This is a genomic window from Microbacterium sp. SYP-A9085, from assembly GCF_009649635.1.
Taxonomy (GTDB): domain Bacteria; phylum Actinomycetota; class Actinomycetes; order Actinomycetales; family Microbacteriaceae; genus Microbacterium.
Window position 1 is genome coordinate 979106 of sequence record NZ_WJII01000001.1, and the last position, 20697, is coordinate 999802.

General features: G+C 71.7%; 22 protein-coding genes. 17 read left to right on the forward strand and 5 right to left on the reverse strand.

Annotation, left to right across the window (positions count from 1 at the left end; all coding sequences use genetic code 11):
• Positions 1-39 precede the first annotated feature (39 nt).
• The 12 genes from GH740_RS04700 (at position 40) to GH740_RS04755 (ending at position 10989) form a co-directional block, all read left to right on the forward strand.
• Positions 40-1935: an FAD-dependent monooxygenase gene (locus GH740_RS04700; RefSeq protein ID WP_367640652.1), complete on the forward strand. Its 1896-nt coding sequence runs from the start codon at positions 40-42 to the stop codon at positions 1933-1935.
• Positions 1936-1964: 29 nt separating this feature from the next.
• On the forward strand, positions 1965-2423 hold the full coding sequence (locus GH740_RS04705) for a MarR family winged helix-turn-helix transcriptional regulator (protein ID WP_172978284.1): 459 nt from the start codon (positions 1965-1967) through the stop codon (positions 2421-2423).
• 62 nt (positions 2424-2485) lie between these two features.
• Entirely contained in the window at positions 2486-3241 is a 756-nt protein-coding gene (locus tag GH740_RS04710) for an IclR family transcriptional regulator (protein ID WP_153744835.1), read from the forward strand.
• Between the two features lie 89 nt (positions 3242-3330).
• A complete protein-coding gene (gene pcaH, locus GH740_RS04715) occupies positions 3331-4197 on the forward strand; it encodes a protocatechuate 3,4-dioxygenase subunit beta (protein WP_153744836.1) in 867 nt (288 codons plus the stop codon).
• Positions 4197-4751: a protocatechuate 3,4-dioxygenase subunit alpha gene (gene pcaG, locus GH740_RS04720; protein ID WP_153744837.1), complete on the forward strand. Its 555-nt coding sequence runs from the start codon at positions 4197-4199 to the stop codon at positions 4749-4751. Before pcaH ends, pcaG begins: the two co-directional genes overlap by 1 nt.
• Before the next feature lie 158 nt (positions 4752-4909).
• A complete protein-coding gene (locus GH740_RS04725) occupies positions 4910-6265 on the forward strand; it encodes a lyase family protein (protein WP_367640655.1) in 1356 nt (451 codons plus the stop codon).
• Entirely contained in the window at positions 6262-7041 is a 780-nt protein-coding gene (locus GH740_RS04730; protein ID WP_153744838.1) for an alpha/beta fold hydrolase, read from the forward strand. Before GH740_RS04725 ends, GH740_RS04730 begins: the two co-directional genes overlap by 4 nt.
• Before the next feature lie 34 nt (positions 7042-7075).
• Positions 7076-7465 carry a 4-carboxymuconolactone decarboxylase gene (pcaC, locus tag GH740_RS04735; protein ID WP_172978285.1) on the forward strand — a complete coding sequence of 130 codons (390 nt, stop codon included), beginning with the start codon at positions 7076-7078 and terminating at the stop codon, positions 7463-7465.
• A gap of 93 nt (positions 7466-7558) precedes the next feature.
• Positions 7559-8311, forward strand: coding sequence for a 3-oxoacid CoA-transferase subunit A (locus GH740_RS04740; protein WP_367640658.1), 753 nt, complete (start codon positions 7559-7561; stop codon positions 8309-8311).
• Positions 8308-8964 (forward strand): 3-oxoacid CoA-transferase subunit B, encoded by a 657-nt coding sequence (locus tag GH740_RS04745; RefSeq protein ID WP_153744839.1) that lies wholly within the window; start codon positions 8308-8310, stop codon positions 8962-8964. Before GH740_RS04740 ends, GH740_RS04745 begins: the two co-directional genes overlap by 4 nt.
• A gap of 1 nt (position 8965) precedes the next feature.
• Positions 8966-10141, forward strand: a complete 1176-nt coding sequence (locus GH740_RS04750; protein ID WP_153744840.1) for a thiolase family protein — start codon at positions 8966-8968, stop codon at positions 10139-10141.
• A gap of 80 nt (positions 10142-10221) precedes the next feature.
• The gene (locus tag GH740_RS04755; protein WP_367640661.1) at positions 10222-10989 is read left to right on the forward strand and encodes an IclR family transcriptional regulator C-terminal domain-containing protein; all 768 of its coding nucleotides are present in this window, start codon (positions 10222-10224) and stop codon (positions 10987-10989) included.
• Between the two features lie 33 nt (positions 10990-11022).
• On the opposite strand, the gene GH740_RS04760 is transcribed toward GH740_RS04755, so the two are convergent.
• Positions 11023-11283, reverse strand: a complete 261-nt coding sequence (locus tag GH740_RS04760; protein ID WP_153744841.1) for a hypothetical protein — start codon at positions 11281-11283, stop codon at positions 11023-11025.
• Between the two features lie 142 nt (positions 11284-11425).
• Positions 11426-12829, reverse strand: coding sequence for an MFS transporter (locus tag GH740_RS04765; RefSeq protein WP_153745009.1), 1404 nt, complete (start codon positions 12827-12829; stop codon positions 11426-11428).
• A 98-nt stretch (positions 12830-12927) separates the two neighbouring features.
• Here GH740_RS04765 and GH740_RS04770 point away from each other — a divergent pair, with 98 nt between their 5' ends.
• From GH740_RS04770 to GH740_RS04780, 3 genes are all read left to right on the forward strand, one after another.
• A complete protein-coding gene (locus tag GH740_RS04770; protein WP_153744842.1) occupies positions 12928-13647 on the forward strand; it encodes a GNAT family N-acetyltransferase in 720 nt (239 codons plus the stop codon).
• Positions 13648-13673: 26 nt separating this feature from the next.
• Entirely contained in the window at positions 13674-14807 is a 1134-nt protein-coding gene (menC, locus tag GH740_RS04775; RefSeq protein WP_153744843.1) for an o-succinylbenzoate synthase, read from the forward strand.
• Positions 14808-14895: 88 nt separating this feature from the next.
• A complete protein-coding gene (locus tag GH740_RS04780) occupies positions 14896-16227 on the forward strand; it encodes an alpha-hydroxy-acid oxidizing protein (protein ID WP_153744844.1) in 1332 nt (443 codons plus the stop codon).
• Between the two features lie 30 nt (positions 16228-16257).
• Here the strand turns inward: GH740_RS04780 and GH740_RS04785 are convergent, their stop codons facing one another.
• Complete coding sequence (locus GH740_RS04785) at positions 16258-16848, reverse strand: class I SAM-dependent methyltransferase (protein WP_172978286.1); 591 nt, start codon at positions 16846-16848, stop codon at positions 16258-16260.
• Between the two features lie 94 nt (positions 16849-16942).
• Between GH740_RS04785 and GH740_RS04790 the strand changes: the two genes are divergently transcribed.
• A complete protein-coding gene (locus GH740_RS04790) occupies positions 16943-17356 on the forward strand; it encodes a DUF4870 domain-containing protein (RefSeq protein WP_367640665.1) in 414 nt (137 codons plus the stop codon).
• Between the two features lie 97 nt (positions 17357-17453).
• Positions 17454-18842: a glycine--tRNA ligase gene (locus GH740_RS04795; RefSeq protein WP_367640667.1), complete on the forward strand. Its 1389-nt coding sequence runs from the start codon at positions 17454-17456 to the stop codon at positions 18840-18842.
• A 27-nt stretch (positions 18843-18869) separates the two neighbouring features.
• On the opposite strand, the gene GH740_RS04800 is transcribed toward GH740_RS04795, so the two are convergent.
• Both GH740_RS04800 and GH740_RS04805 read right to left on the reverse strand, forming a co-directional pair.
• Positions 18870-19709: a universal stress protein gene (locus tag GH740_RS04800; protein WP_153744846.1), complete on the reverse strand. Its 840-nt coding sequence runs from the start codon at positions 19707-19709 to the stop codon at positions 18870-18872.
• 7 nt (positions 19710-19716) lie between these two features.
• Positions 19717-20292, reverse strand: coding sequence for an HhH-GPD-type base excision DNA repair protein (locus GH740_RS04805; RefSeq protein WP_153744847.1), 576 nt, complete (start codon positions 20290-20292; stop codon positions 19717-19719).
• Positions 20293-20697 lie beyond the last annotated feature (405 nt).

Genomic DNA, 20697 nt, shown 5'->3' on the forward strand with positions numbered 1-20697 from the left:
GGTCCAAACTAATTGGTCGAGCGATCGAAGGAGATCCCCGTGCAGTTCTACCGCGACGGATACCGCCCCGGCGATCCCGACATCCAGCCTCCCGCCGGGCACGCGCTGACCCGGAGCCGCGAGATCGGGGAGACCGTCGATGTGCTCATCGTGGGCACCGGCCCTGCCGGCACGGTGCTGGCCGCACAGCTGGCGGCCTTCCCGGAGATCGACACCCGCATCATCGAGCGCCGCGACGGAGCGCTGCAGGTCGGTCAGGCCGACGGCGTCGCATGCCGCACCGTCGAGATGTTCCAGGCGTTCGGCCTGGCCGAGGCCCTGCTGCGCGAGGCGTACTGGGTGAACGAGGTGCGCTTCTGGGGCCCCTCCGCGCAAGACCGCTCCCGCATCGCGCGCACCGGCTGGGTCGAGGACACCCCGCCTGGGCTCAGCGAGTTCCCGCACGTGATCGTGAACCAGGCGCGCATGCAGCAGTACCTGCTCGAGCACGCGCAGAGATCGGCCGCCAAGCTCGCCCCCGACTACGGCATCGAGTTCGTCACCTACGAGCTGGCCGACGGCGAGCATCCGGTGCGAGCGACGCTGCGCCGCGTGTCCACCGGCGAGGAGTTCACCGTGCGCGCGAAGTACGTGGTGGGCTGCGACGGTGCGCGCAGCAACGTGCGCCGCGCGCTCGGCCGCGAGCTCAAGGGCGACGCCGCGAATCATGCGTGGGGCGTGATGGATGTCCTTGCCGTCACCGACTTCCCGGACTGGCGGACCAAGAACGTGGTCCAGTCCGACGGCAAGGGCAGCCTGCTGATGATCCCGCGCGAGGGCGGCAACATGGTGCGCTGCTACGTCGATCTCGGCGCCGTCCCCGCCGGAGATGCCCAGATCCGCAAGACCACCGTCGAGCAGATCGCCGCCGTCGCGAATGCGATCCTGCACCCCTACGCGATCGACGTCCGCTCGGTCGCGTGGTCCAGTGTCTACGAGGTCGGCCAGCGCCTCGCCGACCGCTTCGACGACCTGCCAGACGACGCCCCGGACGAGCGCAGCCCCCGGGTGTTCGTGGCCGGGGACGCCTGCCACACCCACAGCGCGAAGGCGGGGCAGGGCATGAACGTGTCGATGCAGGACGCGTTCAACCTCGGCTGGAAGCTCGCCGCCGTGCTGCGCGGGCATGCCCACGCCGCGCTGCTGCGCAGCTACTCGCAGGAGCGGCAGGCGGTCGCGCACGATCTCATCGAGTTCGACAGGTTCTGGTCGGCGTTCATCGCCCAGCCCGCCCTGGATCCGGACCACCCCGAGCACGGGGGCGTCTCGACACAGGACATGCAGGCCGAATTCGCCCGGCAGGGCAGGTACACAGCGGGGCTTGCGACCCGGTACACGCCCTCGGCGCTGACCGGAGCGGGCGAGCATCAGGCCCTCGCGTCCGCATTCGAGATCGGCACCCGATTCCATTCCGCGCCCGTGCAGCGGGTGGCCGATGCACGGCGGATGGAGCTCGGCCACACGCACCGCGCCGACGGCCGCTGGCGGGTGTATGCGTTCGGCGACGCCGACGGGACCGCGCTGCGCGAGCTCGCCCGGTGGCTGACGGACGCCGCGGACTCGCCCATCAGGTCGTTCACTCCGGAAGACGCCGACATGGACAGCGTGATCGAGGTGCACGGCATCTTCCGGGGCTCCTGCCACGACGTCGACATCGCCACGCTCCCCGAGATCCTGCTTCCGCACACCGGACCGCTCGGCCTGCAGGACTGGGAGCGGGCGTGGGCGCTCGACCCCGCGGTGGACATCTTCGCCGAGCGTGGCATCGCCGACGCCGGCGCGATCGTCATCGTGCGGCCCGACCAGTACGTGGCCACGGTGCTGCCGTTGACCGCCCGCGATGAGCTGCGCGAGTTCTTCGCGGGGTTCCTGCTGCCCGCACGGGCATCCCGGTGAGCACCGGGTCGGCTGCGATGATGGATGCCGTGTCCTCCCGATCGTCCGTCGCGGCCGAACCCGCCCTGCCCGAGCCGCAGGGGCACGTCGGCAATCTCATCCGACGGGCGCAGCAGCTGCACGCCTCCCTGTGGGCGCGGGTAGTGTCCACCGAGACCACCAGTGCGCAGTACAGCATCCTGCTGGTCCTCGAGCGTCGCGGCGAGGCCAGCCAGCGCGAGCTGTGCGACGAGGTCGACCTCGACCGCTCCACGGTGGCAGACCTCGCCGGCCGCATGGAGCGCCGCGGACTCATAGCCCGCCGCCGCGCCGTCGGCGACGCGCGCCGCAATGTGGTGACCCCCACCGACGCCGGGCTCGCCGAGCGCCGGCGCCTGGCCCCGCTCGTGGACGAGGTGCAGCGACTGCTGACCGCGCCGCTGGCGGCGGAGGATGCCGCGGCCCTGCACCGCGGGCTGCGCCAGATGCTGGAGCGCCCGCCGGCCTGATCCCCGTCCGGCACGGCTGGGCGCGCCGTCGGCGCGAGATACCCTCGCCCGAAGGAGGAATCATGGCCGACGGGATGCTGACGCGCGTGGTGAGCGTGCTGTCGTGCTTCACCGAGGACGAGCCGGATGCCACCGCCGGCCGCATCGCGCAGCGCACCGGCATCCCCTCCTCCACCCTGCACCGCCTGCTCGCCGACCTCGTCGCCGAGGGGCTTCTCGCGCGCGGCCCGGGCCGCACCTACACGATCGGCGCGCGGCTGTGGGAACTGGGCGAGCTGTCGCCGCTGTCGCTGCGGCTGCGCGAAACAGCGCTGTCGCACATGGTCCGGCTCTACGAGGCCACCGGCGAGAACGTGCACCTCGCCGTGCTCGACGGCGCGACCCCCGAGACCTCCGCGGCCCTGTACGTCGGCCGGCTCACCGGCAGCGACTCGATCCCCACGCTGAGCCGGATGGGCGGCCGGCACCCGCTGCACACCACCGGCGTCGGCAAGGCGCTGCTCTCTACGCGGGACGGGGAGTGGCTGGACCGCTTCCTCACGGTGCCGCTGGAGCGGGAGACCACGCGGTCCGTCACCGACCCGGACGAACTGCGCGAACAGCTCGCCCGGGCCCGGGCGCGCGGCTACGCCACCACCCGCGAGGAGATGACGCTCGGCAACATCTCGGTGGCAGCCCCCGTCGCGCCGGTGGAGGACCTGCCACCGATAGCCATCGGCGTGGTCGTGCACCTGGACCGCGCAGACGAGCGACGGCTGTCCCCGCTCGTGGTCCAGGCCGCCCGCGACCTGCACCACGACCTGCGATCCTCTCACTGAGTGAGAGGCGAAGCCGTCACCGCGACCCTCGCATGTCACTATCGACATAGTGACGCCCACGATGACAAGGGCGCGTCGAAGGAGACACCATGACCGATGCCGATCCCACCGGCGCTGAGGCTTTCTCGTCCTCCGTCGTCCTCGAGCAGGGCGGCACGGCCGCGGCCCCCGAGTCGCTGCTCGCGTCGCACGACTTCCCGCCGCAGTCCCAGATCACCCAGGAGATCCAGGACCTGCACGCGGAATACGAGCGCCGCGAGGCCGCGGGCGAAGAGCTCCCTCTCACGATGCACAACTTCCCGCCGTATCGTTCCAGCCTGCTGCGGCATCCCACGAAGAACCCGAAGCTCGTCGACCCCGAGACGATCGAGCTGTCCTCGCCGGCATTCGGACAGCGCGACGTCGCGGCGATCGAGTCGGACCTGACCCTGCAGCACTCCGGAGAGCCGCTGGGCGAGCGCATCACGGTGCGCGGTCGCCTGCTGGACTCGTGGGGCCGCCCGGTGGCCAACCAGCTCCTCGAAATCTGGCAGGCCAACTCGGCCGGCCGCTATATCCACCAGCGCGACCAGCACCCCGCCCCGCTCGACCCGAACTTCACCGGCGCCGGCCGCACCGTCACGAACGACAACGGCGAGTACCTGTTCACGACGATCAAGCCCGGTCCGTACCCGTGGAAGAACCACCAGAACGCGTGGCGGCCCGCTCACATCCACTTCTCCGTGTTCGGCAGCGCGTTCACGCAGCGGATCATCACGCAGATGTACTTCCCGGGCGACCCGCTGTTCGCCCTTGACCCGATCTACAACTCGATCCGACGCGAGCAGGACCGCCAGCGCCTGATCAGCACGTACGACCACGACCTCACCGTCCCCGAGTTCTCGATGGCCTACCGCTGGGACATCGTCGTCGACGGACCGGATGCCACGTGGACCGAACCCGAGGGAGAGCACTGATGACCGAGAAGACCCTGGAGAAGACCCCGGGCCAGACGCTCGGCCCGTTCTATTTCTCCGGCACCGTCTACCCGAAGATGCACGAGGTGGTCCACCCGTTCAGCCCGGGCGCCATCATCCTCGGCGGCACCGTGTACGACGGCGCCGGCGCGCCGATCCCGGACTGCCTGGTCGAGATCTTCGGCGCCGACACCGACGGCACCGTCTCCCGCGCCCGCGGCGCGCGCCGCCGCGACGACCACACCTTCACCGGCTTCGGGCGCTCGTTCGCGACCGACGACGGCCGCTACGAGTTCTGGACCCGCAACCCCGGCGCCGCCGCCGGCAAGGCGCCGTTCTTCGCGGTCGTCCTGTTCGCGCGGGGCCTGCCCGACAAGCTGCACACCCGCATCTACCTGCCCGAGGACGAAGCCGCGCTCGCCGCCGACCCGCTGCTGTCGTCGTTGACGGCCGAAGAGCGGGCGACACTGATCGCGACGCGCCTGCCCGACGGGTCGCTGCGTCACGACATCCGTCTGCAGGGTGAGAACGAGACCGTCTTCCTCACGTACTGAGGCAGTCGATGGATGTGGGATGCCTCCGGGCGGCGCATCGTGTCGCAGAACGCGCGGCTTCACACAGGCACAAGCCGCAGGTTGTGTGACACGGTGCGCGGCATCCGATCCCGGAGCGTTCCGCACACAGCGTTCGATACGCTCGCAGGGGAGGTGCCGTGACGGCGATCGATGAAGGCCTGTTGTCACCGGTGACCGTCGGCCACGACGATGTAGCGGCCGACCGGGCGGTCCTGGACGCCCTCGTGACCGCGGAGGCGGCGCTCGCCCGTGCGTGGGCGGCGGTCGGCACCGCGCCCGCGGCGGCGGCCGACGAGATCTCCCGCGCCCTCGGCTGGCAGGGCCCCGGACGCCTCGCGCAGGGCCACAGCGTCGACGTGACGGCGCTCGCCGCGGCATCCGTCTCCGGCGGCAACCCGGTGATCCCGCTCGTCGCGCGGCTGAAGGAGCGCGTGCCCGAGGCCGCCCGGGCCTGGGTGCACCGCGGCGCCACGAGCCAGGACATCCTCGACACCGCGATCATGCTCCTCGCCCGGGCCGTCGTCGACACGGTGAAGGCGTCCCTTGCCGAGGTGGATGCCGCGCTCGTCGTGTTCGCCCGCGCGCACCGCGACGAGGTCGGCGCCGCCCGCACGCTCACCCAGCACGCGGTGCCCACGACGATCGGGGCGCGCGCGGCCACGTGGCTGCACGGGATCCGCCGCGCCGTCCAGCGGCTGCAGACCGTGCAGACCCCCGCGCAGCTCGGCGGTGCCGGTGGCACCCTCGCCGCGTTCGTCCAGATCGCCGGGGACTCCGGCGCGGATGCCGCGGCCGCCCTCCCGGCGGCGTTCGCGCGCGAGGCAGGCCTCGACGTGCCCGCCGCGCCGTGGCACGTCACCCGCTGGCCGGTCACCGAGCTCGGCGACGCCCTCGTCCAGGCGATCGATGCCGTCGGCAAGATGGCGACCGACGTCGCCACGCTCGGCCGCACCGAGATCGGCGAGCTCACCGAGTCCCGCGGCGGCGGATCGTCGGCCATGCCGCAGAAGCAGAACCCCGTCGCGAGCGTCCTGATCCGCTCGGCGGCCCTGCGCGCGCCGCAGCTGGCGGCCACGCTGCACCTGGCATCCGCGCTCGCTGCCGATGAGCGCCCGGACGGCGCCTGGCACGCCGAGTGGCCGACGCTGCGCGACCTGCTCCGCCTCGCGGCCGGCGCGACCGCGCACGCCGCCGCGCTCGTGGGCGGCCTGCAGGTCCATCCCGACGCCGTCTCCCGCAACCTCGGCCTGACCCGCGGGCTCATCGTCTCCGAGCGCCTCTCCCTCGTGCTCGCCCCACGGATCGGCAAGGACGCCGTCGCCCGGCTTGTCGCCGAGGCCGCCGCAGGCGCCGACCTGGCCGTCCTCGTGGCCGCGCTGCCCGAGGCATCCGATCTGGATGTCCACCGGCTGCTCGACCCCGCCCAGTACACAGGACTGGCCGGCCGCCTCGTCGACGCCGTCGGCGATCCGTCACCAGAGGAGAGTCAATGACCGTCCCGTCCCTGGCCGTCACGGAGCCGATCGGGCCGGACGGCGCGCCGCTGCTGCTGCTCGGCCCGTCCCTGGGCACGTCCACGATCCTGTGGGAGGACGTCGAGCCGGCCCTGCGCGAGCACTGGCGGGTCGCTGCGTGGGACCTCCCCGGCCACGGCGCCTCCCCGGCGGCGACGGCACCGTTCACCGTCGACGACCTCGCCGACGGCGTCGCCGAGGTCGCGGCGCGCCTGGGCGCATCACGCATCCGCTACGCCGGGGTGTCGCTCGGCGGCTGCGTGGGACTCGCGCTGGCCCTGCGGCATCCCGACCTCGTCGCGGGCCTGGCGATCCTCGCGTCCGGCGCGAAGATCGGGCAGGCCGAGGCATGGCACGCCCGTGCCGCGCAGGTGCGGGCGCAGAGCACGTCCTCGCTGATCATCGGATCCGCGCAGCGCTGGTTCGCGCCGGAGTCGATGACGACGCACCCGGTGCTGACCGGGCGGCTGCTGCACGCGCTGCAGGACGCCGACGACGAGAGCTACGCCCGCTGCTGTGAGGCGCTCGCGACGTACGACGTGCGCGGCCGGCTCGGTGAGATCGCCGCTCCTGTGCTGGCGGTGTGGGGAGCGCACGACCAGGTCACGCCGGAGGCGTCGGCCCGGGAGGTCGCCGACGGCGTGCGCGACGGGCGCGCGGCGGGCATCGCCGACGGGTCGCACCTGCTGCCGGCCGAGCAGCCCGAGCAGGTCATCCGCCTGCTCGCGGACTTCTTCGGCGCGGCGGAACGCTAGAACGCGACGGATCCCACCCTCTGAAGGAGTGCAGATGACGACCCAGCGCCTGACCGACCAGGAGCGCTTCGACCAGGGCATGACCGTGCGCCGTGCGGTGCTTTCGGACGAGCACGTCGACCGTGCGAACGCGCACCGCACGGAGCTGACCGCGGACTTCCAGGACTTCATCACCCGGGTCGCGTGGGGGGATGTCTGGTCGCGGCCGGGTCTGGACCGGCGCTCGCGGTCGGTCGCCGTGATCACGTCGCTGATCGCCCACGGCCACCACGAGGAGCTCGCCATGCACCTTCGCGCGGGCATCCGCAACGGCCTGACCGTCGACGAGATCCGCGAGATCATCCTGCAGTCCGCTATATACTCCGGCGTGCCAGCGGCCAACACCGCGTTCCGGATCGCGCAGGACGTCTTCGCCGAGGCCTGACAGCACTCGCTTCTCCCCGGTCCCCGGACGCGCTAGACTGTTCGTGATACGTACAGGTGTTCGCACAGCGAACTATCGTAGCGAGGAGCCTCAGTGATCGACAAGACAGTGGCGGATGTCGCCACCGCCGTCGCCGGGATCCCGGACGGTGCGACCGTCATGATCGGCGGCTTCGGCCGGGCCGGACAGCCCGTCGAGCTCATCGACGCGCTGATCGAGCAGGGCGCCGGTGACCTGACGATCGTGAACAACAACGCCGGCAACGGCGACGTGGGCCTTGCCGCGCTGCTGGCGCGCAAACGGGTGCGCAAGATCATCTGCTCGTTCCCGCGCCAGGTGGACTCGTGGGTGTTCGACGGGCTCTACCGTGCCGGCGAGATCGAGCTCGAGCTCGTCCCGCAGGGCAACCTCGCCGAGCGCATCCGCGCCGCAGGCGCCGGGATCGGCGCATTCTTCACGCCCACGGGCGTCGGCACCCAGCTCGCCGAGGGCAAGGAGCACCGCACGATCGACGGCCGCGAGTACGCGCTCGAGTATCCGATCAGGGCCGACTTCGCCCTCATCGGCGCTCTGAAGGCGGACCGCTGGGGCAACGTCGTCTACCGCGAGACTGCCCGCAACTTCGGACCGGTGATGGCCAGCGCCGCCACCACCACTATCGTCCAGGTCGACGAGATCGTCCCGCTCGGATCGATCGACCCGGAGACCGTGATCACCCCCGGCATCTTCGTGGACCGCGTCGTCGCCGTGGGCGAGCGCCGCTGGCTGGACGGCGGCGCGTTCGTCGGCGGTGTCGACCTGGAGGGCGAACCCCTGCAGGACGCTGGAACGGAGGGCACACGATGACCACGATCAGCCGCAAGGACCTGGCCGCCCGCATCGCCGCCGACATCCCGGAGGGGTCGTACGTGAACCTCGGCATCGGCGCGCCGACCCTCGTCGCGAACTACCTCCCCGAGGGGCAGGAGATCATCCTGCACACCGAGAACGGCCTGCTCGGCATGGGCCCCGCGCCCGAGCCGGGCCGGGTCGACCCCGACCTCATCAACGCGGGCAAGCAGGCCGTGACCGCCCTGGCCGGCGCCGCGTACTTCCACCACGCCGACTCGTTCGGGATGATGCGCGGCGGCCACCTCGACGTGTGCGTGCTGGGCGCGTTCCAGGTGTCGCAGCACGGCGACCTCGCGAACTGGTCGACCGGGGCGCCCGGCGCCATCCCCGCCGTCGGCGGCGCGATGGATCTCGCGATCGGCGCGAAGAGCGTGTATGTGATGACCGACCTGCTCACCAAGACCGGCGACTCCAAGCTCGTCGCCGCGTGCAGCTACCCGCTGACCGGCGTGGGCTGCGTCACCCGCGTGTACACCGACCACGCGGTGTTCGACGTCACCGCCGACGGGTTCGCCGTGCGCGAGGCGTTCGGCGACAACACCGTCGCGGGCCTTCAGGAGCTCACCGGGCTTACCCTGATCGATGCGACATCCGCCGAGGAGGACTGACATGACCGCGACCTACGTGTACGACGCCGTCCGCACCCCGTTCGGGCGGGCCGGCGGCAAGCTGTCCGGCATCCGTCCCGACGACCTGGCCGCGCTCGTGATGCGCGCCATCGTCGACCGGACCGGCCTGGACCCCGCCCGCATCGACGACGTGATCTTCGGTGACGCGAACCAGGCGGGGGAGGACAACCGGAATGTCGCGCGCATGGGCGCGCTGCTGGCCGGCTTCCCGACATCCGTCACCGGCGTCACCGTGAACCGCCTGTGCGCCTCGTCCGTCGAGGCCGTCGTGCAGGGCTCCCGCGCGATCGAGGTCGGCGACGCGCAGGTGATCCTCGCCGGCGGCGTGGAGTCGATGAGCCGCGCGCCCTTCATCGTCGAGAAGTCGGCGAAGCCGTGGCCGGCGACCGGCAACCAGACGATGTGGAACACGTCGATCGGCTGGCGCATGGTCAATCCCGCGCTGCCGAAAGGCTGGACGATCTCGAACGGCCAGTCGGCCGAGAAGGTCGCCCGCGAGTGGGGCATCTCCCGCGAGGAGCAGGACGCGTTCGCGCTGCGCTCCCACCGGCTGGCGGCGGACGCCTGGGCGCGGGGCGTGTACGACGGCGAGATAGTGCAGGTGCCCGGCGCGGAACTGGAGCGCGACGAGGGGATCCGTCCGGACACGTCGATGGAGAAGCTCGCGGGGCTGCGTGCCCTGTTCGCCGCCGACGGCGACGGGTCGGTGACCGCCGGCAACTCGTCCTCGATCAACGACGGCGCGTCGGCTGTGCTGCTTGGCGGCGAAGGCGTCCTCGATGCCGAGCCGCTGGCCCGCATCGCGGGGCGCGGCGCGCACGGCGTGGACCCGGACGTGTTCCCGCTCGCGCCGATCGAGGCCGCCAACAAGGCCCTCGCCCGCGCCGGCCGCACATGGGCGGACGTGGATGTCGTCGAGTTGAACGAGGCATTCGCGTCGCAGTCACTCGCCGACATCAAGGGATGGCCGGACCTCGATCCGGAGAAGGTGAACATCCACGGCGGCGCGCTCGCCATCGGCCACCCGCTGGGCGCGTCCGGCGGCCGGATCATCGGCCATGCCGCGCACGAACTGGCCCGCCGGGGCTCGGGCGTCGCGGTCGCCGCCATCTGCATCGGCGTGGGCCAGGGCCTGGCCGTCGTCCTCGAGCGCTGACCCCCGCGCGAGGCAGCCCCGAAACTCGCGAGGCAGCCCCGAAGTTCGCGAGAATCCGTGTCTGTGATCGAGGAGAAAGCGTGACCGAGCCCCCTGCTGCCGACTTCGTGCAGTCGCTCGCGCGCGGCCTGGCCGTGATCCGCGCGTTCGACGCGGAGAACCCGCGGCTGTCCTCCAGCGAGGTCGCCCGCCGTGCCGGCATCCCGCGCGCGGCGGCTGGGCGCTTCCTGCGCACCCTCGAGACCCTCGATTACGTCCGCGGCGACGGGAGACTGTACGCGCTCACCCCGCGGGTGCTCGAGCTCGGCTTCAGCTACCTGTCGGCCCTGTCGCTGCCCGAGATCGTGCAGCCGCACCTGGAGGCGCTCTCCCACCGCGTCGACGAGTCCGTGTCGGCCGCGGTCCTCGACGGCGCCGACATCGTCTACATCGCCCGCGTCGCGACGCGCCGCATCATGAGCGTGCGCATCACGATCGGCACCCGCTTCCCCGCGTACGCGACCAGCATGGGCCGGGTGCTGCTGGCCGGGATGCCGGATGCCGCGCGCGCGGCGCTGCTGGCGGCATCCACCCCCGCGCACCTGACCGACAAGACGCTCACCGGGGCCGACCTGACCGCTGAGCTCGACCGTGTCCGGGCGCAGGGCTGGGCGATGGTCGACGGCGAACTCGAGCCCGGCCTTCGCTCGATCGCCGCGCCCGTGCACGGCCGCGACGGCGAGATCGTGGGGGCACTGAACGTCTCGACGAGCACGAACCGCGTCGACGTGACGCGGGTTCGGGGCGTCTACCTTCCGGCACTGCGCGAAACCGCCGCCGCCGTGGATGCCGAACTGCGACTTGTCTGACGCGGGCACATCGGCTTACCGGCGACCCCGAACCTACTCGTCGTCGTAGCGGTACTCGCCGTCGTCGTCCTCCTCGTCCTCCTCGTCGTCGTCCTCGTCGTCGTCCTCGTCGTCGTAGTCCGAGTCTTCGGCGGCGATCCGGTCTGCCGCGGCGCTGTCGATGAGGTCGTCGTTGGCATCCTCATCGAGCATCTCGTCGCCGTCTGCGCCCTCGCGCATCGGCTCGTCACCCAGATCGTTGCCCAGATCGTCGTTGCCGAGGGGAACCGGGGGCGGGAAAGCTCCAGTGGACATCGGTGTCTCCTTCCGTCGTGCAGCCGACGCTAGGCCGCGCGTCGCGGGCGACGGAAGGGCTTGACAGCGGCGACGCCGGGTGTCTCGAGAGCGCCCCGATGCCCAACAGTGCCGCGTGCCTGCAGCCTGCCGACCGCCGCCCCTACCGGGGCAGGGACGGACGCTGCTCGGACGTGTCGCGACCGGTCGGGATGAAAAGCGCGACAACGAGCGCTATCACCGCGGCGGCCCCGCCAAGCACGAACGACACCTGGAACGCGGCCGTGGTCGGCACCTGCGCACCGCCGTGCCCCACCGTCATCGTCGCGAGCACCGCGCCGATCACCGCCGCGGCCGTGCTCGTGCCGAGCGACCGGAACAGGGCGTTGAGCCCGTTGGACGCCCCGGTCTCGGTCTGCGGCACGGAGCGCATGATGAGCATCGGCATCGCCGCGTAGCCGAAGCCGATGCCGACGCCGATGAGGATGTTGGCGACGAGGATCTGCCACACCGCCGTGGAGAACACGAGCGTGAAAGCGTACGCGACGATCAACGCGCCCGCGCCCAGCAGCAGGAGCAGCCGCGGCCCGACGGTGTGCGCGAGGCGCCCCGAGAACGGCGAGAGGATCATCATCACGATGCCCGACGGCATCACCACAAGGCTCGCCGCCAGCAGCGACAGCCCGAAGCCCGCGCCGGTCGCCGTCGGCAGCTCGAGCATCTGCGGATAGACCACGTTCGAGCCGAACAGCGAGAAGCCCATCGCCACAGACGCGATGTTCGTGAGCAGCACCGGGCGCCGCGCCGCGACGCGCAAGTCCAGCAGCGGGTTGTCGATCCGCAGCTCGTACCACCCCCACAGCAGCAGCACCGCGACGCCGCCGAGCCCGCACGCGAGTACCGCCGGCGACATCCATCCCCATTCGTTGCCGCGGGATACCGCCAGGAGCACGCCGATGAGGCCGACGGCCAGACCCGCCGCGCCGAGGTAGTCGAACCGCCCGGCGGTGCGCAGCACGCTGACTGGCACTATCCACAGGACGAGGCCGAACACCACCGCGCCCAGCCCCGCGGCCATCCAGAACAGCACGTGCCAGTCGCTGTACTCCGTGATCACGGCGCTGATCGGCAGGCCGAGTGCGCCGCCGACGCCGAGCGTCGCGCTGATCAGCGCTATCGCCGCGTCGATGCGGTCCTCGTGCAGCACATCGCGCAGGATCGAGATGCCCAGCGGGATGACGCCGGTCACCGCGCCCTGCAGCGCCCGCCCCACGATCACGCCGACGATGCCGGAGGATGCCGCGGCGATCACCGAGCCGAGCACGAGCACCGCCAGCAGCACGAGCACTATCCGCCGCTTGCCGTACATGTCGCCCAGGCGCCCGGCGATCGGCGTCATCACGGCGGCGGCCACAAGTGTCGCGGTCACGACCCACGCGGTGTCCTCGCGGCTGGCGTTCAGCAGCTCCGGCAGCTTCGTCTGGATCGGCACCACGAGCGTGAACATGAACGACGAGGCCAGCCCCGCGACCGCCAGCACCGCGACGATCGCGCCCTGTCGGGGCATCCGGGTGAGGCGTCGTCTGCTGTCCTCGTCCCGAATCATCGCCCCAGGCTATCGGCACCGGGGTGTTCCCCCGCGCCGCCCGGTGTCACACTGAAAACATGGCCGAGCTGTCCTCGCAGACCCCTCCCGGCATCCGGATCGAGCCGCTGCGCACCGTTGAGCAGATCTTCGCCGCGTCCGCGGTGCTTGGCGAGGTCTGGGGCGGCGACCGCACCGGCATGCCTCCGAACCTGTTGCGCGCGCTCGCGCACTCCGGCAATTACGCGGTGGGCCTGTACGACGGCGACCGGATGATCGGTGCATCCGTCGCTTTTTTCACAGCACCCTCGTCGCGGGCTATGCACTCGCACATCACCGGCATCCTTCCGGGGTACCGGGGACGCGAGCTGGGCCGCACCCTCAAGCAGCACCAGCGCGAATGGGCGCTCGCTCACGAGGTCGGCACGATCACGTGGACGTTCGATCCGCTCGTGGCCCGCAACGCGCACTTCAACCTGCGGGTGCTCGGCACGCGGGTCGTCGAGTACCTCGTGAACCACTACGGCGCGATGGACGACGGCGTCAACCGCGGCGACGAGACCGACCGGCTGCTGGTGTCGTGGGCGCTGGCTGCGCCGCCGGTGCCGACCCCCGGGCCGGGGCGGATCGTGGCATCCGTCGCCATCCCGCCCGACATCGAGGCGCTTCGTCACAGCGCGCCGGAGGATGCCGCGGCCTGGCGCCTGCGCGTGCGCGAGCAGTTCCTCGCCCACGCGGCCGAGGGGCTCGTGGCCCGCGGCTTCGCCGCCGACCGCGGCTACCTCTTCATCCGCCCGTGACCGGCCGCCGCGGCTAGCCTGTGGGCATGCCCATCACCCGGCCCGCGGCGCCCGTGGTCCTCGACGGTGTCGAGCTGCGCGTCCTGCACATCCCCCTCGTCGCGCCGTTCACGACGTCGTTCGGCACCGAGACGGTGCGCGAGGTGATCGTCGTGCGGGCCCTGACCGCCGACGGCGACGGCTGGGGTGAGATCGTCACGCAGGCGGCTCCGCTGTACTCGAGCGAGTACACGCAGGGGGCGTGGGATGTCGCGGTGCGCCACCTCATCCCCGCGCTGCTCGACGCGCGCACAGTCGCCCCGGAGCAGGTGGCCGAGATCCTCGACCCGTTCGTCGGGCACCGGATGGCGAAGGCCGGCCTCGAGCTCGCGATCCTCGACGCGGCGCTGCGCGCCGAAGGCCGCCCGCTCGGCGCGTACCTCGGCGCCGTGCGCGACCGGGTCCCATCCGGCGTCTCGGTCGGGATCCAGCGCGACCCGGCGACCCTCGTCGATGTGGTCCGCAGATACCTCGACGAGGGGTACGTGCGGATCAAGATAAAGATCGCACCCGGCCGCGACGTCGCCGAGACGGCCGCCGTGCGCGACGCGTTCGGCGTCATCCCGCTGCAGGTGGACGCGAACTCCGCCTACACGCTCGCCGACGTCGACACGCTCGCCGAGCTCGACCGGTTCGACCTGCTCCTGATCGAGCAGCCGCTGGCCGAGGACGACATCGTCGACCACGCCACACTCGCGCGGCGCCTGAAGACCCCGATCTGCCTGGACGAGTCGATCGTCTCCGCGAAGGCGGCCGCCGACGCGCTCGCTCTGGGTGCGGCATCCGTCGTCAACATCAAGGCGGGACGGGTGGGCGGCTACCTCGAGGCGGTGCGCCTCCACGACCTGTGCCGGGATGCGGGGGTGCCGGTGTGGTGCGGCGGGATGCTGGAGACCGGCATCGGCCGCGCCGCGAACGCCGCGCTCGCGGCCCTGCCCGGGTTCACGCTGCCCGGCGACGTGTCGGCCTCGCACCGCTTCTATGCGCGCGACATCGTCACCGAGCCCGCGGTGCTCGAGGACGGCCACATCGCGGTGCCCACCGGCGCCGGGCTGGGCGTCGAGATCGACCCGGTCGCCCTGGACGATTTCACCGTGGAGCGGATCGAACTGCGGCGCTGAGCCGGTTTCGGTCGTCGCAAAACGCGACCTGGCGGCATCCGAACCCGCATTTCGTGACGACCGAACCGCGCGCCCCTAGGCTGACGACATGAGCACTGGCGCTCCGCACGACCCGGCCGCGGCCGCGCGCGGCATAGCCCGCCGTGAGCAGTCCGACATCTACCGTGCCGGCATCAGCGGCACCCGCCCCGTCGTCCCGGTCGATCCCGCCGCACTGGAAACCGCGGCCCGCAGGGCGCTGAGCGCGGAGGCGTTCGCGTACATCGCCGGGGGAGCCGGGTCCGAGCGCACGGTCGCGGCGAACCGCGCCGCGTTCGGCGCCTGGCAGGTGTGGCCGCGCCCCCTGTGCGACGTGTCCGCCCGCGACCTGTCGGTCTCGTTCCTCGGCGCCACGCGCCCGACCCCGCTCGTGCTCGCCCCGCTCGGCGTCATGGAGCTCGTGCGCGACGATGCCGACTTCGCCGTCGCGCGGGCCGCGGCATCCCTCGGCATCCCGTGCACGCTCAGCAACCAGGCCTCCACCCCGATGGAGCAGGTGGCGGATGCCGCGGGCGCGGCGCCGCGGATGTTCCAGCTGTACTGGTCCGGATCCGACGAGCTGAACGCGTCGCTGCTGCGGCGGGCCGAGGCATCCGGCTGCGAGGCCGTCGTCGTCACCCTCGACACCCATCTGCTGGGCTGGCGCACGCGCGACCTGGACCTCGCCTACCTGCCGTTCATCCGCGGGCTCGGCATCGCGCAGTACACGAGCGACCCCGCGTTCGGCGCGCTGGTCCGTGAACGCGCCGGGCGGCCCGCCGCCCCGGCACCGGACGTGCGGATGACGCCGAAGACCATCGCCGCGGGCGTCTCCATCGCCCGGAAGGGCGCCGCGCTCACCGGCGCGGGCCTGCGCGAGAGCCTGCGCTCACCGCTGCCGCGGGCGGCCGTCGAGACGTTCCTCGACGTGTTCGCCACCCCCGCGCTGACGTGGGACGACCTCGCCCGCGCCCGCGAATGGACGCGCCTGCCGATCATCCTCAAGGGCATCGTGCACCCTGACGACGCGGCCCGGGCCCTGGATGCCGGGGTCGACGGCATCTGGATCTCCAACCACGGCGGCCGGCAACTGGACCGATCCGTGCCGACGCTCGACGTGCTGCCGGAGATCGCCGACCGCGTCGCGGGCCGGGTCCCGATAGTGTTCGACTCGGGCGTGCGCTCGGGGGCGGACGCGTTCATCGCGCTGGCGCTCGGCGCCACCGTGGTCGCGCTCGGCCGGCCGTACGCGTACGGGCTCGCCGTCGCGGGGGAGGCCGGCGTCGCGGCGGTGCTCCGGCACGTCCTTGCCGAGCTCGACATCACGCTGGGCCTCGCCGGCCGCACGTCGGTCGCCGAGCTCGACCGCGACGTGCTGCGACCGGTCGCCTCGGGTCGCTGAGCGCTTGCCCTCGCTCAGCGACCTGCACCGTCAGGACGGCGTCCGGCCCTCGTAGAGCAGGGTCGGCGTGGGCGGCAGCGGACGGTCGCGCACTCGGGCGCGCCGCACCTCGACATCCGCGAACCCGGCCGCGCGCAGCGCCGACAGCGGGTCCCGGTCCTGGTGGCATCCGCCGCACCAGCGCACCGTGAACGGCGTCGCAATCCGCTGCAGCAGCGGCAGCGCCCACCCCCGCGGGGCGCGCACGTGCTCGACCAGCAGCATCCGTCCGCCGGGGACCAGCACGCGCCGCAGCTCCGACAGCGCCGTCGGCACGTCGGGCACCGTGCACAGCACGTACGTGCCGATCACCGTGTCCACGGACGCGTCCGCCAGCGGGATCCCCTCCGCGACGGCATCCATCGGCGCCTCCGCGTGCCCCCATTCCCGCGCCCGGCGGGCGAGCTCCGCGCGGCGCACCGGGTCCGGTTCCAGGCCGTGCCACCGGATCTCCGGCGGCAGCGCCCCGAAGTTCTCGCCGCGGCCCGCGCCGATCTCGAGCACCCGTCCGCGGGCACGGCCGATGAGCTCCCGCTCCAGGTCGTCCAACTCGTCGTCGTCGATCAGCGGATCCTTCGCCATGCCGACAGTCTGCGCCGCAACACGCGTGGGTGCCATCGACTCGCCCGGCGCGGGGGCTGGTCTGCGTGCGGGAGAACGCCCTAGGCTCGTGCCTGTGAGCACACCTCCGATTCCTCCGCAGCAGCCGCCGGTCCCGCCGCAGCAGCCGCCGGTCCCGCCGGGCTACGGCCCGGCCCACCCCTCGATGAACCCCGCGGACGAGAAGCTCTGGGCGACGCTCGTGCACGTGGGCGGCATCTTCTTCGAGTTCCTGCCGGCGCTGATCGGCTACCTCGTGCTGAAGGACCGCGGGCCATTCGTGAACGCGCACACGAAGACGGCGCTGAACTTCCAGCTGACGCTGCTGATCGCCGAGGTGGTCGGGTGGATCACCGCGCTGATCCTGATCGGCATCATCATCCTGATCGCCGTGTACGTCGTGCGGATAGTGTTCTCGATCATCGCCGCGGTGAAGGCCAATCGGGGCGAGTTCTACACGTATCCGCTCGCCATCTCGTTCATCAAGTGAGCCCGACGGCCGGCTGAGAGCCCGCCGATAGAATCGAGGATGCCGCCCCGTGCGGCATCCTCGATTTCTTCTTCCCCCACCGACCATTGGAGCCACCGTGGCCGAGCCTTCCCGTCTCGACAAAGTCATCGCCCTCGCCCGCCACCGCGGGTTCGTCTTCCAGGCCGGTGAGATCTACGGGGGCTCCCGGTCGGCGTGGGACTACGGCCCGCTGGGCACCGAGCTGAAGGAGAACATCCGGCGCCAGTGGTGGCAGACGTTCGTCCGCGGCCGCGGCGACATGGTGGGCCTGGACTCGTCGGTGATCCTGCCGAAGCGGGTGTGGGAGGCGTCCGGTCACGTCGCCACGTTCACCGACCCGCTCGTGGAGTGCCTGCACTGCCACAAGCGGTTCCGCGCCGACACGCTCATCGAGGACTTCGAGGCCCGCAAGGGCCGCACCGCGGAGAACGGGCTCGCGGAGGTCCCCTGCCCGAACTGCGGCACGAAGGGCCAGTACACCGAGCCGAAGTCGTTCTCAGGCCTGATGAAGACCTACCTCGGCGTCGTCGACGACGAGTCCGGCGTGCACTTCCTGCGCCCGGAGACCGCGCAGGGCATCTTCATCAACTTCGCGAACGTCGTGCAGGTCTCTCGCAAGAAGCCGCCGTTCGGCGTCGGCCAGGTCGGCAAGGCGTTCCGCAACGAGATCACGCCCGGCAACTTTATCTTCCGCACCCGCGAGTTCGAGCAGATGGAGATCGAGTACTTCGTGCCACCGGCCGACGCCGTGGCGTGGTTCGAGCACTGGGTCGAGGAGTGCTGGGACTGGTTCGTGGACCTGGGCCTGGATGTCGAGAACATGCGCCGGCTCGAGGTGCCCGACGATGACCGCGCGCACTACTCCGACGCCACGATCGACGTCGAGTACCGGTTCGGGTTCGCCGGCCGGGAATGGGGCGAGCTGATGGGCATCGCCAACCGCACCGACTTCGACCTCGCCAGCCACTCGGATGCCTCCGGTCAGTCGCTCTCCTTCTTCGACCAGGCCTCGGGGCAGAAGTACATCCCGTACGTGATCGAGCCGTCGTTCGGCCTGACCCGCGCGATGATGGCGTTCCTCGTGGACGCGTACCACGAGGAGGAGGCGCCCAACGCGAAGGGCGGCACCGACACCCGCACGGTCCTCAAGCTCGACCCGCGGCTCGCCCCGGTGAAGATAGCGGTGCTGCCGCTGTCGCGCAATGAGCGGCTGTCGCCGCTGGCCCGCGATCTCGCGGACCGGCTGCGTGGCCGCGGCTGGAGCACGGACTTCGACGACGCCGGCGCGATCGGCCGCCGCTACCGCCGGCAGGACGAGATCGGCACGCCGCTGTGCGTCACGGTCGACTTCGACTCGCTCGACGACGACGCGGTGACCGTGCGCGATCGCGACACCATGGCACAGGAGCGGGTGCCGGTCGCGGGTGTCGAGCAGTACCTCGCCGAGCGTCTCAAGGGCGCCTAGCGGCGGCATCCCGCGCTCGGCTGCGGGTCAGCGCACTATCGCGGTGACGGTGGCGAGCCGGGCGAGCACCTCGTGGCTGATCGAGCCGAGCAGCAGCCGCGCGATGGCGCCGCGCCCGTGGCTGCCGACCACGGTGAGCCGGGCACTCTGAGCGCGGTCGTTGATGATCGCGGACGGGTAGCCGCACTCCACCTGCTCGGTGATCTGCAGGTCGGGGTGCGCCTCGCGGATCTCGGTCAGGCTCCCGCGCAGGATCTCCGCCGTCACCTCCTGCATGCCGTCCAGGTACGGCTCCGGGTATCCGCTGATCGGCCCCGGGATCGGCATCGGCGTCCACACGCTCACCGCGATCAGAGGCTCGCCGAGGCGCTCGGCCTCGTCCGCGGCGAACCGCAGCGCCGCCGCCGAGACGTCGGAGCCGTCGGTGCCGACGACCACGCCACTGCGTCCGGTGAGGTCGACGTCCGGGACGACGATGACGGGGGAGTGCGCAGCGGCGCTGATCCGGATGCCGTGCGACCCGCGCACCGCGCCCTGGTCCGGTCCGCGGTAGTCGCTGCCGATCACCAGAAGCGCGGCCCGCTCGGAGGCGTCGATGAGCACCGCGACCGGGTTCCCCCGCTCGGTGCGGGTGGACACCGGGACGCGGGATGCCGCGACGGTCGCGGCGTGATCCTCCAGCATCCGGTCGGCCGCGTCCTGCGCAGCCCGCACGACGCGGTCCTCGCCGACTGCGCCGAGGGCGCCGCCGATCACGGCGACCAGTTCGACGCTCATGCCGAGGGCGGCCGCCCGTGCGGTGGCCCATGCCACGGCCCGTGCCGCCACCGGAGCGGCGGTGACGCCGACGACGATGGTGTCGCTCATGATGACCTCATTTCCGGGCGGCCCTGGCGGCCGCCTTCATCTCGCGCTTGAATTCCCGGACCTTCGCCAGCGTTTCCGGACTCGTGATGTCGGCGACGCTGCGCAGCGATCCATCCTCCCCATACGGAGCGGACGCGTCGCGCCATCCTTCGCGGGTGAACCCGTACTGCTTGCCCAGCAGCGCGAGGAAGATCTTCGCCTTCTGCTCGCCGAACCCGGGCAGGGCCTTCAGCCGCTTCAGCACGTCCGTGCTGCTGGGGTCGTCGCGTGTCCAGATGGCGGCGGCATCGCCGCCCCAGTCCTGCTGGATCGTCCGGCAGAGGGACTGCACCCGCGCCGCCATCGAGCCGGGGTACCGGTGCACGGCCGGCGTCTGCCGGAACGCCTCGACGAGCGCCTCCGGGTCGTAGCCCGCTATCGTCGCGGCATCCACCGCGCCGATCCGCTCCTGCAGCTTCAGCGGACCCGAGAACGCTGTCTCCATCGCGACCTGCTGGTCCAGCAGCATCCCGATCAGCAGGGCCAGCGGGTTCTCGGTGAGCAGCTCGTCGGCGGCGGGATCGGCCGTGATGTTCAGCACCATGGGCCCAGTCTGGCAAGTTCCGGCGCCCAGCGGAACGGACGCCACGCCGGGCGCCCTCCCGTCCCGCGCGGATTCCGTCACGTTCGGTCGTCGCAACGTGCGGGTTCGGGATGCTGCGGGTCGCGTTTCGTGACGACTGAAGCGGACGCGTGGTCCCCCCTCCGTTCGGTCGTCGCAAAGTGCGGGTTCCTGATGCTGCGGGTCGCGTTTCGTGACGACTGAAGCGGACGGCGCGGTCCCCCTCTCGGTTCAGTCGTCGCAAAGTGCGGGTTCGGGATGGGCGGTTTCAGGATGCCAGTGCAACGCTGACTAGTTCGTCTAGTTTCTCAGCAGGGGTGTGGAATCCGAGGGTTTGGCGTGGCCGGCCGTTGAGGAGTCGTTGCGTGTTGGCGAGGTCGGTGTCGT